Genomic DNA, 17266 nt, shown 5'->3' on the forward strand with positions numbered 1-17266 from the left:
CGGTAAACATATCAAAAACAGGCGATTACACAATTTTATAAACAGGCTCCGCGAAAGTCATCATAGAGCTTGCCGCCATCGCCGCGAATCATCCACATTCGGTTACCCATACCCGTCCCTTCAAGAAGAAAAGAAATTACGACGGATCATATGCTTGTTATCCAAGGGCGTCAAAGCTCTCCGCAACTATTGCGCTAACATTCCCGGAAAGTGTTTAGCGATGATGTCGTTCATCCTCTCAACCAACTCCAAGCATCTTTTCTTTACCGTCAAAGCGATAACGTAGCCGCCAGTACTTTGAACCGTTAGGATGAACCAGTAACACCTGCCGTCACCATCGGTAAGCTTATAAGCTGTTTCTTCAGGCTAAGCCGAACGAACTTTCACATCACTCAGAGCCATGATGAGTATCCTTTCAAGGGTTCTGTGTGGGTACAAACATTATCGAACCGGGATATACCCGCAGTTGTACCCGCAACAGTAAGTTGATGTAGATTGAATCAGGTTGAATGAAAAAGCGAGGAAAGCCTTGTGGATACTGGATTTCAGACATAAAAAAAGCCACCCGCAGGCGACTTAATTGCATCAAATGGTGCCGAAGGCCGGACTCGAACCGGCACGTATTTCTACGGTTGATTTTGAATCAACTGCGTCTACCGATTTCGCCACTTCGGCACGAAGAGGTATGCGGAAAACGGGTGCATTATACCGTTTGCCGACTTGCGCGCAACTTTAATCCGCCCGCCGTCGGGTCAAGTGCTGAAAAAATCATCTTTGGCAAGGCGTTATCGCGTTTTCAGCGCGGGGGAGGGGAGTCGGGCCGCGCTGCAACCTGCCTGCCGGTGCAAAGTCACTGGAGCGATAACCGTTCAGTGACTTTGCCGGTTCGGCCTAGCGGCGTTTCAGCAGCAATACCACGCTGACGACCAGGAACGCGGCGCTTGGCAATATGGCGCCCAATACCGGCGGTATGCCGTACACCAGGCTGAGCGGGCGGAAGATTTCATTCAGCACATAGAACAGGAAACCAAAGCTGATGCCGATGACGATGCGGGTCCCGGCGGATACGCTGCGCAGCGGGCCAAAGATGAAGGATACCGCCATCAGCATCATCACCGCGACCGATATCGGGGAAAATATCTTGCTCCACATATTCAGTTGGTAACGACTGGCTTCCTGTCCGCTTTGTTTGAGGTAGTCGGCGTAGTCGCGCAGTCCGCGGATGGAAAGCGAATTCGGTTCGAGCGCCGCCACGCCGAGTTTGTCGGGCGTCAGGTTGGTTTTCCATTCGCCGCTCAGGGTTTGGCTGCCGCCGATCTGTTTGCCGTCGCTCAGGTCGGACTCATCCACCTGGGTGAGTTTCCATACGCCGTCCTCAAACGAAGCCGATGCCGCGTAGCGCACGGATAGCAGCTTGTTTTCCTTGTCGAAATGGTAGATGTTGACCCCGGAAATTTCGTTATCGCCGATCACGCGCTCGATAAAGATGAAGTCGCTGCCGTCTTTGGCCCACAGGCCGTTCTGCGTGGAGATCATCGAGCCGCCGGAAACCATCTGGGAGCGGTAGTTACGCGCCATCTGTTCGCCCGTCGGCGAGACCCATTCCCCAATCGCCATGGTCAGCAGCACCAGGGGAATCGCCGTTTTCATCACCGCGCCGGCGATTTGCAGTCGGGTAAATCCCGATGCCTGCATCACCACCAGTTCGCTGCGCGTGGCCAGCGTTCCCAGCCCCAGCAGGGCGCCGAGCAGCGCGGCCATCGGGAAGAAGATTTCGATATCTTTCGGTACGCTGAGCAGCGTGTAGAGCCCGGCGCCGAATACCGAATAGTTCCCCTGTCCGACCTTGCGCAGCTGGTCGACGAATTTGATGATGCCCGACAGGGAGACCAGCATAAACAGCGTCATCATGATGGTGCTAAGAATCGTTTTACCGATATAGCGGTCCAGTACGCCAAACATCAGAACGCCCTCTTCAGTATTAAACGAGAACGAAGCCGGCGCATCGGCACCGTATCCCAGATGTTCAGCAGCACGGCGATGCCGAGGTAGGCCAGGTTGACCAACCATGTCCATATCATCGGATCGATTTTGCCTTTGCCGGCGTTGGAACGAATGCTGCTTTGCAGCAGGAAGAAAATCAGGTACAGCAGCATGGCGGGCAGCATGCTCAGGACTCTGCCCTGGCGCGGATTGACCACGCTCAGCGGCACGACTATCAGCGCCATGATCAGCACCGACAGGATCAGCGTCAGGCGCCAGTGAAACTCGGCTCTGGCGTCATGCTCGTTCGAATGCCACAGCGTACGCATGTTCATCTGTTCCGCGTCGCTGTTGTCCAGCGTGACGGGCTGGTGGCCGATAACGGCCTGATAGTTGGTGAAATCCGTGATGCGAAAGTCGCGCAGCAGGGCGGTGCCCTCATAGCGGGAGCCGTTATCCAGCGTCACCACCTGGGAACCGTCGCCGTCCTGGGAGATGCGTCCGCGGTCGGCCACCACCACGGAAGGCCGGGCGTTGCCGCTGGGCCGCAGCTGCGCCAGAAAAACGTGTTCAAACGTCTGGCCGCTGACGTTGCCGACAAACAGCACCGAGCTGCCGCCCTGAGTGGACTGGAACTGGCCTTCCACCAGCGTGGCCATGCCGGGATTGGCTCGCGCCTCGGCCAGAACTTCTTCCTGATGACGCGACGACCAGGGGCTGAGCCACAGCGCATTGATGGTGGCCATCGCCGCCGTCAGCAATCCCAGCACCACGGCGGCTTTCAGCAATACGCGTTTGCCGATGCCGCAGGCGTGCATCACCGTGATCTCACTTTCAGCATACAGGCGGCCGAACGTCATCAATAATCCAAGAAATAAACTTAATGGCAGAATGAGCTGCGCCATCTCTGGCACGCCCAATCCCAACAGGGAGATAACCAAATTTGTCGGGATGTCGCCGTCAACCGCGGCGCCCAGTATCCGCACTAATTTCTGGCAAAAGAAAATCAGTAACAGAATGAAAAGGATGGCCAGTTGGCTTTTGAATGTTTCCCGTACCAGATATCGAATGATGATCACGCTTGATTACGCCTGTGAAAACTTGTCTTTTTGCAGGAAAGTCGATAGTTTCTTCGCTAACTCGCCATTTATACTCATTTGTGGCAACCTTTCGTAGCTAAAACTGTATTACAACATACTGTGTTGGCGCTGTTGTATCAGAACCTGCTTATAGTCATCGAAGCAGATTCGTTACGTCGTTAAGATTAACACAGGTTATGTTAACGCAACGGCGGGAAAGTATTACGGAGTGTCACATTCTAGCCGTTGATGCCGTCTTTGTCTTTAAGATTCAGGAGAGTACATGGAGTTCAGCGTAAAAAGCGGTAGCCCGGAAAAACAACGCAGTGCATGCATTGTCGTCGGCGTGTTTGAACCGCGTCGCCTGTCCCCGATTGCCGAACAGCTGGATAAAATCAGCGACGGCTATATCAGCGCGCTGCTTCGCCGAGGTGAACTGGAAGGCAAAGTGGGTCAATCATTGCTATTGCACCATGTGCCCAACATCCTTTCGGAACGCATTTTGCTGATTGGCTGCGGCAAAGAGCGTGAGCTGGACGAGCGGCAGTACAAGCAGGTGATTCAGAAAACCATCAACTCGCTGAATGAAACCGGCTCAATGGAAGCGGTCTGTTTTCTGACCGAACTGCACGTGAAAGGCCGCAATACCTACTGGAAAGTGCGTCAGGCGGTCGAAACCGCGAAAGAGTCGCTCTATACCTTTGATCAGCTTAAGAGTAATAAGGTCGAGCTGCGTCGTCCGCTGCGTAAAATGGTGTTCAACGTGCCGACGCGCCGCGAGCTGACCGGCGGCGAGCGCGCCATTCAGCACGGTCTGGCTATCGCCGCCGGCATCAAGGCGGCGAAAGACCTCGGCAATATGCCGCCCAATATCTGCAACGCGGCGTATCTGGCGTCGCAGGCGCGTCAGCTGGCCGATACCTACAGCCAGAACATCATTACCCGGGTGATTGGCGAGCAACAGATGAAAACGCTGGGCATGAACGCCTATCTGGCGGTCGGTCAGGGTTCGCAGAATGAATCACTGATGTCCGTCATTGAATATAAAGGCGATCCCTCGGCGGATGCCCGGCCGATTGTGCTGGTCGGCAAGGGGCTGACGTTTGATTCCGGCGGCGTATCCATCAAGCCCGCCGACAGCATGGACGAAATGAAATATGATATGTGCGGCGCCGCCACGGTTTACGGCGTGATGCGCATGGCGGCGGAGCTGGCGCTGCCGCTGAATATCGTCGGCGTGCTGGCCGGCTGTGAAAACATGGTCGACGGGCGTTCCTACCGTCCGGGCGACGTGCTGACCACCATGTCCGGCCAGACGGTGGAAGTGCTGAATACCGATGCCGAAGGCCGTCTGGTGCTGTGCGATGCGCTCACCTACGTCGAACGTTACGAACCCGACGTGGTTATCGACGTCGCCACGCTGACCGGGGCCTGCGTGATTGCGCTGGGCCACCATCTCACCGGGCTGATGTCGAACCATAATCCGCTGGCGCACGAGCTGCTGGGCGCGTCCGAGCAGTCCGGCGATCGGGCGTGGCGTCTGCCGTTAACCGATGAGTTCCAGGAGCAGCTGGAATCCAATTTCGCCGATATGGCCAACATCGGCGGCCGGCCCGGCGGCGCGATTACCGCGGGTTGCTTCCTGTCGCGTTTTACGCGCAAATACAACTGGGCGCATCTGGATATCGCCGGTACGGCGTGGCGTTCAGGCAAGGCCAAAGGCGCGACCGGTCGTCCGGTGGCGCTGTTGTCGCAGTTTCTGCTCAATCGCGCCGGGCTGAACGACGTGGAATGATGGTAATCTGTCAGGCACAGTAAGCCGCGCCTGAATAAACCAGTCATACCGGGCCGGGAATTCCGGCCCTTATCAATAGTGTAAACAATGAAAAACGCAACGTTCTATCTTCTCGAACACGACGACAAAAGCGGTGAACTCAGCGCCCATGAGGCGCTGGCATGCGATGTGGCGGCGGAACGTTGGCGCGCGGGAAAGCGGGTATTGATCGCCTGCGAAAACGAGCAGCAGGCCGTGCGCCTGGATGAAGCGCTGTGGCAGCGCGATCCCCATTCGTTTGTGCCGCACAATCTGGCGGGCGAGGGGCCGCGTCAGGGGGCGCCGGTCGAGCTGGCCTGGCCCGAGCGGCGGGGAAACGCCCCGCGGGATCTGCTGATTAGCCTGTTGCCGTATTTCGCAGATTTTGCCACCGCTTTCCATGAAGTGATAGACTTTGTCCCTTACGAAGAATCCCTGAAACAGTTGGCGCGCGACCGTTATAAAGCCTATCGCGGCGTCGGCTTTCAATTGACCACGGCCAAACCGCCAACCCACTGAATTTTGAGCATAATGGAAACGAAATATAACCCGCAAGATATCGAGCAGCCGCTCTACGAGCGCTGGGAACAACAAGGCTATTTCAAGCCGAACGGCGATACCAGCAAGGAAAGCTTCAGTATCATGATCCCGCCGCCCAACGTCACCGGCAGCTTGCATATGGGCCATGCTTTCCAGCAAACCATTATGGATACGCTGATCCGCTATCAGCGTATGCAGGGGAAAAACACCCTGTGGCAGGCGGGCACCGACCACGCCGGTATCGCCACCCAGATGGTGGTGGAGCGCAAGATCGCGGCGGAAGAGGGTAAAACCCGCCATGATTACGGCCGCGAAGGGTTTATCAATAAAATCTGGCAGTGGAAGGCCGAGTCCGGCGGCACCATTACCCGGCAGATGCGCCGTCTGGGCAACTCCGTCGACTGGGAGCGCGAGCGCTTTACCATGGACGAAGGTCTGTCCAACGCGGTGAAGGAAGTGTTTGTCCGCCTGTATAAAGAAGACCTGATTTATCGCGGCAAGCGCCTGGTGAACTGGGATCCGAAGCTGCGCACCGCCATTTCCGACCTGGAAGTGGAAAACCGCGAATCGAAAGGCTCCATGTGGCACCTGCGCTACCCGCTGGCCGACGGCGCCAAAACCGCCGACGGCAAAGACTATCTGGTGGTGGCCACCACCCGTCCGGAAACCGTGCTGGGCGATACCGGCGTGGCGGTGAACCCGGAAGATCCGCGCTATAAGGATCTGATCGGCAAGGAAGCGATCCTGCCGCTGGTGGGGCGCCGCATCCGGATCGTCGGCGACGAACACGCGGATATGGCGAAAGGCACCGGCTGCGTGAAGATCACCCCGGCCCACGACTTCAACGACTATGAAGTGGGTAAACGCCACCAGTTGCCGATGATCAACATTCTGACCTTTGACGGCGATATCCGTCAGCAGGCCGAAGTGTTTGATACCAACGGCGAAGCCAGCACCGCATACAGCAGCGATATTCCGCCGGCGTTTCGCGGTCTGGAGCGCTTTGCCGCGCGTAAAGCCGTGGTGGCGGCCTTTGAGGAGCTCGGCCTGCTGGAAGAGATCAAAGCGCACGACCTGACGGTGCCGTACGGCGACCGCGGCGGCGTGGTGATTGAGCCGATGCTGACCGATCAGTGGTACGTGCGGGCGGCGGTGCTGGCCAAACCGGCGGTGGAAGCCGTTGAGGACGGTCGTATCCAGTTTGTGCCCAAGCAGTATGAAAACATGTACTTCAGTTGGATGCGCGATATTCAAGACTGGTGTATTTCCCGCCAGCTGTGGTGGGGGCACCGCATCCCGGCCTGGTACGACGCCGAAGGCAAGGTTTACGTCGGCCGCGACGAAGCGGAAGTGCGCCGCGAAAACAATCTGGCTGACGACGTGGCGCTGAATCAGGACGACGACGTACTGGACACCTGGTTCTCCTCCGGGCTGTGGACTTTCTCCACGCTGGGCTGGCCGGAACAGACGCCGGATCTGAAAGCTTTCCACCCGAGCAGCGTGATGGTCAGCGGCTTCGACATTATCTTCTTCTGGATTGCCCGCATGATCATGCTGACCATGCACTTCATCAAGGATAAAGACGGCAAGCCGCAGGTGCCGTTCCACACGGTCTACATGACGGGGCTGATCCGTGATGAAGAAGGGCAGAAGATGTCCAAGTCCAAAGGCAACGTGATCGACCCCCTGGATATGGTGGACGGGATTTCGCTGCAAGCCCTGCTGGAAAAACGCACCGGCAATATGATGCAGCCGCAGCTGGCGGAAAAAATCCGCAAGCGTACCGAAAAGCAGTTCCCGAACGGCATCGAGCCGCACGGCACCGACGCGCTGCGCTTTACCCTGGCGGCGCTGGCCTCCACCGGGCGCGATATCAACTGGGATATGAAACGCCTGGAAGGCTACCGCAACTTCTGTAACAAGCTGTGGAACGCCAGCCGTTTCGTGCTGATGAATACCGAAGATCAGGATTGCGGCTTCAACGTCGACGAAAAGAATGGCGGAGATAAAGTGCTGTCGCTGGCCGACCGCTGGATCCTGGCCGAATTCAACCGTACGGTTAAATCCTACCGCGAAGCGCTGGACAGCTATCGTTTCGATATCGCCGCCAATATTCTGTATGAGTTCACCTGGAACCAGTTCTGCGACTGGTATCTGGAACTGGCGAAGCCGGTGATGAACGGCGGAACGGAGGCGGAGCTGCGCGGTACGCGCCATACGCTGGTGAACGTGCTGGAAGCCTTGCTGCGTCTGGCGCACCCGATCATTCCGTTTATCACCGAAACCATCTGGCAGCGGGTGAAAGCGCTGAAAGGCATTAGCGCCGACACCATCATGTTGCAGCCTTTCCCCGAGTTCGACGCCGCGCAGGAAGATACCCAGGCGCTGCACGATTTGGAATGGATCAAACAGGCGATTATCGCCGTGCGTAATATCCGTGCGGAAATGAATATCGCGCCGGGTAAACCGCTGGAGCTGCTGTTACGCGGCGCCAGCGCCGAGGCGACGCGTCGGGTGGAGGAGAACCGCGGTTTTATTCAGACGCTGGCGCGTCTGGAAAGCATTACGCTGCTGCCGGCGGGCGATAAAGGTCCGGTGTCGGTGACCAAGCTGGTGGAAGGCGCCGAGCTTTTGATCCCGATGGCGGGGTTGATTGACAAAGCGGCTGAGCTGGAGCGTCTGGCAAAAGAAGTGACCAGAATCGAAACTGAAATCGGCCGCATCGAAAGCAAGCTGTCCAACGAAGGTTTTGTGGCGCGCGCGCCGCAGGCCGTGGTGGCGAAAGAGCGTGAAAAACTCGACGGCTATGCGGCGGCAAAGGCGAAATTGCTGGAACAGCAGGCCACTATCGCCGCGCTGTAATACGTAGAAGATTTTCTTTCCCGCAGTCAGTCAAACGCCCGATGTTACGCATTGGGCGTTTTTCTAATGTCCGCTTGAGCAGGCGATTTAGGTCCGTTAACCTGTGTGCACGCCAAATAATTTAGGCAGCCATAGCGAAATGGCGGGAATATAGGTAACCAGCATAAGCACCACAAAAAGTCCGCAATAAAACGGTAGCATTGCTTTAACCACCCGTTCGATTTTCTCTTTGCTGACCGCACTGGCAACGAATAATACCGAACCCACCGGCGGGGTAATCAAACCAATGCCGAGGTTAACCAGCATGATCATACCGAAGTGTACGGGGTCAATACCCAGAGAGATCGCCACGGGTAAAAGAACCGGGGTCAGAATTAAAATCAACGGCGCCATATCCATCAGGGTGCCGACCAATAGCAACATGATGTTAATCCACATCAGGATGACGTATTTGTTATCAGAAATAGAAGTGAAAAAATCAGTGATGCGGCTTGGAAGCTGCATATAGGTCATGATGGCCCCGAATGCCGCCGCAAAGCCAATCAGAATCATCACGATAGTGACGGTTTTCACGGTACGATACATTAGTTTGGGTAATTCAGACCATTTGTAATCTTTATAGATAAACATGGTGACGAAGAACGACCACAGACAGGCGATGGCGGCAGACTCTGTTGCGGTGAAGATGCCGGAAAGGATCCCTCCCATAATGATGACGACGGTCATCAGCCCCCATAGCGTATCAACGAAGATTTTCAGCGCCTGGCGAAAAGGCACCCGTTCGCCTTTTGGGTAACCGCGTTTATGGGCAAAGCCCACGCACATTACCATCATGGTCAGGCTAAGCAGTAAGCCGGGCATGATGCCGGCAATAAATAACGAAGCAATGGAAACGGTGCCGCCGGTCGCCAGTGAGTAGATAACGGAGTTATGGCTGGGGGGCGTCAGAATCGCCTGAACGGAACCGCTGGCGGTTACCGCTGCGGAAAAATCGCGCGGATAGCCCTTTTTCTCCATTTCCGGGATCATGACGGAGCCGATCGAGGCGGTATCCGCCACGGATGAGCCGGATATGGCGCCGAAAAATGTCGAGGCGACAATATTGACCAGTGATAAACCGCCGCGAATAAAACCGACAAAGATATAGGCAAAGCTGACCAGACGACGGGCGATACCGCCTTCAGCCATGATGGCGCCCGCCAGAATAAAGAAGGGGATAGCCAGCAGTGAAAATTTATTTACGCCGTTAGTTATCTGGATCATTACCGCTTCAAGCGGCAGGTCGATCCAAAAAGCGCCGGCGATGGCGCTTAACCCTACGGCATAAGCGACAGGGACGCCCACGGCCAGTAATACCGCCAGCGTCGCAACTAAAACAAATGCATCCATGGTATTGGCTCCGGATTAAGAACTGCCGAGCATCACCACAGGACGTTTATCCTGCGGGCCAAAGCAAACTCTTTCGATAATAAAGAGAAGGGTGATTAGCGAGCCGATAGGTAAAGGTAAATAACTTTCACCGGCGGTAAGTAAAGGAAATTCCGCTACGGGTTGCTCCCATAATTCCATACATAACACGCTGCTGTAATAAAGGATAAACAGGCTGATTAAAAGCATCAGCATATTCGCTAAATGTGAGCAGACTTTCTTTCCCGCGTCGGACAGGCGATCGGTAAGCATGCTGACGGCAATATGCGAACAGGCGCGATAACTGACGGCCGCGCCGACAAAAGTGAAAGTCACCATGCAAATAATAGATATAGGTTCAGGCCAGGATAATGCGGCATTCAGTACATAGCGCGCGAATATGCCCACGGGGATAATCAGCGTCATAATTAATAACGCCAGCCCGGAAACCCACATGGCGATAAGATAGAGAATGTCCATGGTTAAGATATAAGTGCGAGCCATATTTTCACCTGTTTACCATAGATGATGACGGGTAAAATAGGGAGGCTTTCTACCCGTTTATACCCGTCATACTTCAAGCTACAGGTGCGTTGGCTGCGCTCAGTCACCCGAATCACTTACTTGAGTAAGCTCATCGGGATTAAATGAGAGACTTCCTGTCTCTCACCGGAGGCCAGCCGTTNCCGAATTATTTAGGGTATAATGAGTTTATTATTTTACGTCGGCGACGGCTTTAATCAGATCCTGATATTTTCCGCCAAACTGGTCGCGTACCGGCTGTGTGGCTTTGAAATAATAATCGTTATCTATTTCATGGAACTGAACGCCGCCGGCTTTCATTTTTTCCAGGGATTGCTGAGTATACTCATTCCACAGAATACGCTGCTCCTGCTGCGCTTCTTTAGCAAATTTTAAAATAAGCGTTTGATCTTCCTTGGAAAGTTTATCCCATTTGGTCTTTGAATAAAGAAACACTTCCGGGATGATAAAGTGGCGGCTCCAGGTAAAGTTTTTCGCGACGGGCAGATAGTTGTGGGCAACATAGGTTGGCGGATTATTCTCCGTGCCGTCAATAACGCCGGTTTGCATACCGCTGAATACTTCACTGGTTCCCATGGCGATAGCGTTGGCCCCCATGGCTTTTAATGTCGCCAGGGCAACCTGGCTGGTCTGTACGCGGATTTTCATTCCTTTGAGATCTTCCGGCTTATTGATTGGCTCTTTGGTGATCAGATTACGCGTGCCTGCATCCATCCAGCCGAGAAATACCAATTTGGATTTATTGCTGTTGGTAATTTTGTCGCCAATTTCCTGACCAATTTTACCGTCCAGAACTTTGTGGAGATGATCTTCATCGCGGAAAATATATGGCAGGGTAAGCACTTCTATTTCCGGCAATATTGCGGCCACCGGGCCCATGGATACGCGAATGATATCAATGGCGCCCAATTGAGCCTGTTCAATCATTTGTTTTTCATCGCCAAGAACGCCGCCGGAAAAGGTTTTAATTTCCAGTTTGCCATTGGTGGCTGCTTTCAGCTTTTCCCCCATCTTTTGTACCGCAACGACGTTAGGGTAACCTTCAGGGTGAACATCGGAGGCTTTAATTTGTTGTGCCTGGATAGCAAGGCTTATGAATAGTGCGGCAGAGCCCAGACAAAGGCTTATCAAGGTTTTTGACAGCTTCATTGAGTTATCTCCAGAAGTAATGGGTAGGGTGGTATGAAGTCATTCAACTAATTGTTTTTAATAAAAATAATTTTATGAAGAACAAGCTTTAACGGGAGAGTGGGCATGCCTTGCCCGGCTATTATTCTGGTGAAATCCCTCTTAATTCTCAGGGATAATCTAACCTATTATACAACTTATAATAATGACCCGTATCACAAAAGCCACATGTAATATGAAATGCCATTTTACATATTGTCCATTCGATTTTATCGAAAGTGAATATTTATAATATTTTGTTTTTAATGGTATTTTTATTTTTTGGTATTTTTATTGTTATCGGACCACTTTTTCGAATGCAGTATAAATGGTGTGATAACTTGTGTTGATCTCATAATGCGCCTACCAGTAATGCAAATGCTTAATTCAATCATGTAATGACGCAAAAAAAATAGTTCCACAAGCATAAATAATAATGAGAACGACTATCAATTCGCTCAGGGTTTGGTATTATTTCAGGCTGATTTCTTGTGTCATTAGTGATGGATTAATGGTGGAGGCACAGCGTGAATACGGCTGTCAGTAGCATTACCCAACAGGTATCATCAGCCTGGCAAAAAAAACGTTGCGCGTTCAGCGCACTTTTCCGCAGCTTGCTGGTCGCTCTGCTGTTGACCGGGCTCGGCGGGCATGCGTTTGCGGCGCCTGCTACAACCCCGTTATCAGATGGAAATGCCGGCGATGCCGCAACATCGTCCGCTCCCGCTCCGGCAACATCTGCACCGCAGGCTCCCGCTTCATCTCTCGCCCTGCCGCCCAGCGCCGCGCCGGGCACCAATAACCTGATGACCACGGATCTGTCAGTCTGGGGCATGTATCAGCATGCCGACCTGGTGGTGAAAACGGTGATGGTCGGCCTGCTGCTGGCTTCTGTCGTTACCTGGGCGATCTTTTTCAGTAAAAGCGTGGAGCTGGCGGGCGCCAAGCGTCGCGCCCGTCGCGAATATCTGACGCTGGAACGGGCCAAAACGCTGGGGGACGCCGTGGATGCGGCGGACAGGTTCAAGAACGGGGGAGTGGCGAAGCAACTGCTGACGGATGCGCTGAGTGAACTGGAGCTGTCCGAACGCTCCGACGATAACAACGGGATTAAAGAGCGTGCGGCTTTTCGCCTGGAACGTCGCGTTGCCGCCACCGGCCGCCATATGGGGCGCGGTAATGGTTATCTGGCGACGGTCGGCGCGGTCGCGCCGTTTATCGGGTTGTTCGGCACCGTATGGGGCATCATGAACAGCTTTATCGGCATTGCGCAAACGCAGACCACCAATCTGGCCGTCGTGGCTCCAGGCATCGCCGAGGCGTTGCTGGCGACGGCTATCGGCCTGGTCGCCGCTATCCCGGCGGTGGTGATTTATAACGTCTTTGCCCGCTGGATTACGGGATATAAGGCGCTGGTGGGCGATGTCGCCGCCCAGGTGCTGCTGCTGTTGAGCCGTGACCTTGATGTGGCGGCCAGCAATGATAACCGGGCATCTTCATCGGCGCAAAAACTGCGGGCGGGATAAGTTATGGCCATGCATTTAAACGATGATGTGAGCGAAAACGGTGAAATGCACGATATCAACGTGACGCCGTTTATCGATGTCATGCTGGTTCTGCTGATTATTTTTATGGTGGCCGCGCCGCTGGCGACGGTGGACGTTCGCGTTGATTTGCCCGCGTCGTCCGCCGCGCCGCAGCCGCGCCCTGAAAAGCCGGTCTACCTGACGGTGAAAGCCGATAAGCAACTGTATGTTGGCGATGACGTGGTAAGCGAGGAGTCGCTGGCGCAGGCGCTGGACGCCACCACCAGCGGCAATAAAGAAACCACCATCTTCTTTCAGGCGGATAAAAGCGTGGACTATGAAACCATGATGAGAGTGATGGATGCGCTACGCAAAGCCGGATACCTCAAGGTGGGGCTGGTGGGCGCGGAGTCGGCGGCTAAATAATCATCATGCGGTTTTCCTGGCTCACTGACGTGAGTCAGGGTGCCGCCAGTGGATATGCATCGGCGGAATATAGCGCTTATCCTGCGTCAGCGCGCGTTCTTCAATCAACGTGGTAATCATCTCAAAGCTGTTCCCCGCCAGACTTTCACTGTCCTGGGCAATGGTGTCGATCTTCAACGGCAGGCAGTCGAACAGATAGTGATCGTCAAAGCTGCACAGCCGGATATCGCTCTCCATCAGGTTATGCTGGTTCAGGTAACGCAACACCCCTTCCAACAGGCCGCAGGCGGCGGTAAACAGCGCTTTGGGCGGCCGGCCCAGTTCGGCGCAGAGCTGGGCGAACATTTCATAACCTGAGCTGGGATGATAATTGCCGTGAATAATCCATTCAGGGCGACACTCGATCCCCGCGCGCTCTAATCCCAACTGAAAGCCGGCCAGACGGTCGCGGGTAGGAGAAATGCGCGATTGACCGCCGATAAAATAGAACTCGTCGCCGTGCCGGCGGGCGATGCGCTCGACCAGCGTCGCGGTCGATTCTATCGCCTCGGTGATCACCAGCGGCAGGTCGGACTCGCCAATCACCCGGTCGAACTGAATAACGGGCAACTGCTGATTGATTTTCTGGTATTCGGCATCGCTGAGCATACTGGATGCGACGATCAGCCCGTCCACCTGGCGTTGTATCAGGCTGTTGACGGCCATCATCTCCTGACCGGCGTTCTCGTCCGTACAGGCGATAAGGAGCTGTAGCCCCGCTTCGCGGCACAGCATTTCCAGGTCGCGCGAGATAACGGCAAAACCGTAGTTGGTCATTTCCGGCACCACCAGCCCCAGCGTATTGCTGCGCGACGAACGCAGGGAGCGGGCATGAATGCTGGGCTGATAGCGCTGCTCGCGGGCGACGGCCAGAATGCGATCGCGGGTGGCATCGGAAACGCGGAACTCTTTACTGCGGCCGTTCAGCACCAGGCTCGCGGTGGATTTCGATACCCCCGCGAGTGCGGCGATGTCGCTGATTGTTATGCGTTTAGTCTGTTTCACCGCGGATCTGTCTGCTGTCAGGGAAAAGGGGCGTCATTTTATCACGGATGGCGTCAACAGCCAGTGCTGCAATGCCAATCTTCCCGGTCCGCTGAACGTAATGGCGGCGTCGCCGTCGGGGAAATAGCTGGCGGACATCACGGCCGCGCCGTCATTGATAAAAATCTCGATACTGGAGCGATCGCACAATAGCTGTAGCTGGTGCAGTTCTCCGCGCCAGTAGCGATGTTCCGGTTCGCCGGTGCGGCGGTTATGGCGGCTCAGGGTCAGGCATTCGCCGTTCCAGCACAGCACCATCAGGGATGCGATGTCGAGCTGGAATTCGCCTTGGGCGGTCAGGGCGATTTCGGCGCTGTTAACCGGCAGCGGCGGCGCATAGTCGGCGACGCCTTGCCATGCAAAGTGCTGCGTTCGCAGCTGTTGCAGTTCGCGCGCCGGCCGTTGATAGAGCTTGCCTTCACGCAGCGTCAGCTCCCGCGGGCAGGTCATGGTATGGATCCAGCCATGGGCGATCGTCGGCGCAAAAAACTCGTTCTCATCGGGAATGGCCATCCAGCCAAACAGCAAACGCCGTCCGTCCTCGCTTGAAGTCGTTTGCGGCGCGTAAAACTCAAAGCCAAGATCCAGTTCGCTGAATCCATGGTGCGGATAGTCGCCGCTTTGATAATCCAGCGTCCCGACCAGATAACCGGCCTGGAAGGTGTTCAGATAACGCTCTTCTTGCGCCGGCACGCCCTGCGGGCAGCAGATCAAGACATCCTGTCCGTTCAGCCTGAATAAATCCGGGCACTCCCACATGTAGCCGAAATCCCCCAGTCCGCCAAGGCGCGACCCGGCGATTTCGGCGATCGGCTCCCAGCCGCGCAGATCGTCGGAGCGATACAGCAGCACCTTGCCCTGGCGCTGCTTATCCTGCGCGCCCAGCACCATGTACCAGCGGTCGTCGTGCCGCCATACCTTCGGGTCGCGGACATGGCCGGTATAGCCTTCGGGCAGCGTCAGTACCGGCCCCAGTTTGTCATACTCGCCGTCGGCGTTTTCTCGGGCCAGGCACTGGAATGCGCTGCGCGAGCCGTCGGCGTATTTCACATTGCCGGTGTAAATCAGGGTGATGGCGCCATTATCAACCACGGCGGAACCGGAATAACAGCCGTGCGTCTCGTAGCTTTCGCTGGGCACCAGCGCCACGGGTTCGTGCCGCCAGTTCACCAGATCGGGCGAGCTCCAGTGCCCCCAGAATTTCGCGCCGTGGGCGCAGGCTAAAGGATTCCACTGATAAAACAGATGGTAACGCCCGTTGTGCTGGATAAATCCATTGGGATCGTTGAGCAGCCCCACGTTGGGCGACAGGTGCCAGTGCGGACGATGGGGATCGGCGCCAAGCCGGCTCTGGTTAGCCATCAGGGCGTGCGCCATGCGTTTTAACAGGTGGGTTTCCGTCATTATGCGTTATCCGTTTTATATTTCAGCAGGAATGAAATGACAAACGCCGCGCCGAAGGCGATGAGCATACCAATCAGATAGCTAAGCATAGAGCCAGCCTGGACGATCGCCAATCCCGGAAAGCCCGTCAATCCCACCGCCGTCATACTGACGTGATTGAATACCACCCAGGCGCCGCCCAACGCGCCGCCAACCAGCGCGGCTAGGAACGGCTTCACAAAGCGCAGGTTGATACCGAATATCGCCGCCTCGGTGATGCCGAGCAGCGCGGAAAACGAGGAGGGGATAACGATAGCCTTGATCTTCACATCCTTGGTTTTGAAATACACCGCCAGACAGGCGCCGCCCTGAGCGACGTTGGCCATCGCCCAGATGGGCAACAGGAAGTTTACCCCGATATTGGGGTTGCCCAGCAGACCGGCTTCAATGGCGTGGAAACTGTGGTGAACGCCGGTGATAACAATGGCGGAATAAAGCCCGCCGAACAGCAGCCCGGCCAGCCATCCGGCGTGCGAAATCAGCGTGCTCAGTATGAAAGAGATGCCGTCGCCCAGCATCCGGCCCGCCGGGCCGATGATCAGCAGGGCGATAAAGCCGGAAATAACCACGGTCAGGAATGGGGTGAGAATGATATCCAGCGCGTCGGGCACCACTTTACGCAGGCGTTTCTCCACCAGGCTCATAAACCAGACGGCCAGCAGCACCGGAAATACCGTGCCCTGATACCCCACCATGGCGATATCCAGGCCGAACAGATTCATGGTCTGGAAACCGCCGGCGATCCCCCAGGCGTTGGTGAGCGCCGGATGGGTGAGAATGCCCCCCAGCGTCGCGCCGAGATAGGGGTTGCCGCCAAATTCCCGCGCGGCGGTGAAGCCGATAAGAATGGGCAGGATAATAAAGGCGGCGGAGCTGAACATATCCAGCATGATGAAAATCGCGCTGCCGGCATCGGCCCAGCCATAGGTCTTGATCAATCCGAGCAGACCCATCAGCAGACCGGATGCCACGATCGCCGGAATAATGGGAACAAAGATATTTGACAGCAGGCGCGCCAGGCGCTGCAGCGGGTTCAGCTTCCGTGCCGCCAGCGTGGCGGCTTCGGACTTGCTGGATTCGCTGATACCGACGGCTTTGATAAATTCGGCATAAACTTTATTCACCAGCCCGGTGCCGAAAATGATCTGAATTTGCCCGGCGTTGTGAAAGCAGCCTTTGACCCCTTCGACATTTTCAATCGCTTTTTTGTCGGCCAGACTGTCATCGGCCAGCACCAGGCGCAGACGGGTGGCGCAGTGGGCGGCGCTGGCGATGTTCTCTTTCCCGCCCAATAACGGGATAAGGGCTGTCGCTGTGGCGGTAATGTCCATTTTATTCCTCTTTTATTATTGGGATACGCAGTATCCTCAGCGCCGGTTACCGCTTCTGATAAC

The 17266-nt window shown here is 55.4% G+C and carries 13 protein-coding genes, 1 tRNA gene and 1 pseudogene; 5 read left to right on the forward strand and 10 right to left on the reverse strand.

Annotation, left to right across the window (positions count from 1 at the left end; genetic code table 11):
• Positions 1–241: 241 nt before the first annotated feature.
• From DDT56_RS20605 to lptF, 4 genes and pseudogenes are all read right to left on the reverse strand, one after another.
• Positions 242–402: pseudogene (locus DDT56_RS20605) on the reverse strand (Arm DNA-binding domain-containing protein); the annotation flags it as partial.
• Positions 403–590: 188 nt separating this feature from the next.
• Positions 591–675 (reverse strand) — tRNA-Leu (locus tag DDT56_RS20610).
• Between the two features lie 216 nt (positions 676–891).
• Positions 892–1962 carry an LPS export ABC transporter permease LptG gene (gene lptG / locus DDT56_RS20615; protein WP_136168262.1) on the reverse strand — a complete coding sequence of 357 codons (1071 nt, stop codon included), beginning with the start codon at positions 1960–1962 and terminating at the stop codon, positions 892–894.
• Positions 1962–3062: an LPS export ABC transporter permease LptF gene (gene lptF / locus DDT56_RS20620; protein WP_136168263.1), complete on the reverse strand. Its 1101-nt coding sequence runs from the start codon at positions 3060–3062 to the stop codon at positions 1962–1964. Before lptF ends, lptG begins: the two co-directional genes overlap by 1 nt.
• A gap of 283 nt (positions 3063–3345) precedes the next feature.
• Here lptF and pepA point away from each other — a divergent pair, with 283 nt between their 5' ends.
• The 3 genes from pepA to DDT56_RS20635 all read left to right on the forward strand — a co-directional run bounded on the left by pepA (position 3346) and on the right by DDT56_RS20635 (position 8277).
• Complete coding sequence (pepA, locus tag DDT56_RS20625) at positions 3346–4857, forward strand: leucyl aminopeptidase (protein ID WP_009114651.1); 1512 nt, start codon at positions 3346–3348, stop codon at positions 4855–4857.
• An 87-nt stretch (positions 4858–4944) separates the two neighbouring features.
• Positions 4945–5394, forward strand: a complete 450-nt coding sequence (locus tag DDT56_RS20630; RefSeq protein ID WP_136168264.1) for a DNA polymerase III subunit chi — start codon at positions 4945–4947, stop codon at positions 5392–5394.
• A 12-nt stretch (positions 5395–5406) separates the two neighbouring features.
• Positions 5407–8277, forward strand: coding sequence for a valine--tRNA ligase (locus tag DDT56_RS20635; RefSeq protein WP_136168265.1), 2871 nt, complete (start codon positions 5407–5409; stop codon positions 8275–8277).
• A 96-nt stretch (positions 8278–8373) separates the two neighbouring features.
• On the opposite strand, the gene DDT56_RS20640 is transcribed toward DDT56_RS20635, so the two are convergent.
• The 3 genes from DDT56_RS20640 to DDT56_RS20650 all read right to left on the reverse strand — a co-directional run bounded on the left by DDT56_RS20640 (position 8374) and on the right by DDT56_RS20650 (position 11376).
• The gene (locus DDT56_RS20640) at positions 8374–9666 is read right to left on the reverse strand and encodes a TRAP transporter large permease (protein WP_136168266.1); all 1293 of its coding nucleotides are present in this window, start codon (positions 9664–9666) and stop codon (positions 8374–8376) included.
• Positions 9667–9681: 15 nt separating this feature from the next.
• The gene (locus DDT56_RS20645; protein ID WP_136168267.1) at positions 9682–10188 is read right to left on the reverse strand and encodes a TRAP transporter small permease; all 507 of its coding nucleotides are present in this window, start codon (positions 10186–10188) and stop codon (positions 9682–9684) included.
• A gap of 210 nt (positions 10189–10398) precedes the next feature.
• Positions 10399–11376, reverse strand: a complete 978-nt coding sequence (locus DDT56_RS20650; RefSeq protein WP_136168268.1) for a TRAP transporter substrate-binding protein — start codon at positions 11374–11376, stop codon at positions 10399–10401.
• A gap of 545 nt (positions 11377–11921) precedes the next feature.
• Between DDT56_RS20650 and exbB the strand changes: the two genes are divergently transcribed.
• A complete protein-coding gene (gene exbB, locus DDT56_RS20655) occupies positions 11922–12920 on the forward strand; it encodes a tol-pal system-associated acyl-CoA thioesterase (protein ID WP_136168269.1) in 999 nt (332 codons plus the stop codon).
• A gap of 3 nt (positions 12921–12923) precedes the next feature.
• Entirely contained in the window at positions 12924–13346 is a 423-nt protein-coding gene (gene exbD, locus DDT56_RS20660) for a TonB system transport protein ExbD (RefSeq protein WP_009114647.1), read from the forward strand.
• 21 nt (positions 13347–13367) lie between these two features.
• On the opposite strand, the gene DDT56_RS20665 is transcribed toward exbD, so the two are convergent.
• Genes DDT56_RS20665 through DDT56_RS20675 form a run of 3 tightly spaced genes read right to left on the reverse strand, consistent with a single transcriptional unit; the run spans position 13368 to position 17203 of the window.
• Positions 13368–14390, reverse strand: a complete 1023-nt coding sequence (locus tag DDT56_RS20665) for a LacI family DNA-binding transcriptional regulator (RefSeq protein WP_136168270.1) — start codon at positions 14388–14390, stop codon at positions 13368–13370.
• 33 nt (positions 14391–14423) lie between these two features.
• The gene (locus DDT56_RS20670; protein WP_136168271.1) at positions 14424–15833 is read right to left on the reverse strand and encodes a sucrose-6-phosphate hydrolase; all 1410 of its coding nucleotides are present in this window, start codon (positions 15831–15833) and stop codon (positions 14424–14426) included.
• Complete coding sequence (locus tag DDT56_RS20675; protein WP_136168272.1) at positions 15833–17203, reverse strand: sucrose-specific PTS transporter subunit IIBC; 1371 nt, start codon at positions 17201–17203, stop codon at positions 15833–15835. The genes DDT56_RS20670 and DDT56_RS20675 overlap by 1 nt, the downstream gene beginning before the upstream one ends.
• Between the last annotated feature and the right edge of the window lie 63 nt (positions 17204–17266).

It is taken from the genome of Brenneria corticis (genome assembly GCF_003115855.1).
Classification (GTDB): Bacteria; Pseudomonadota; Gammaproteobacteria; order Enterobacterales; family Enterobacteriaceae; genus Brenneria; species Brenneria corticis.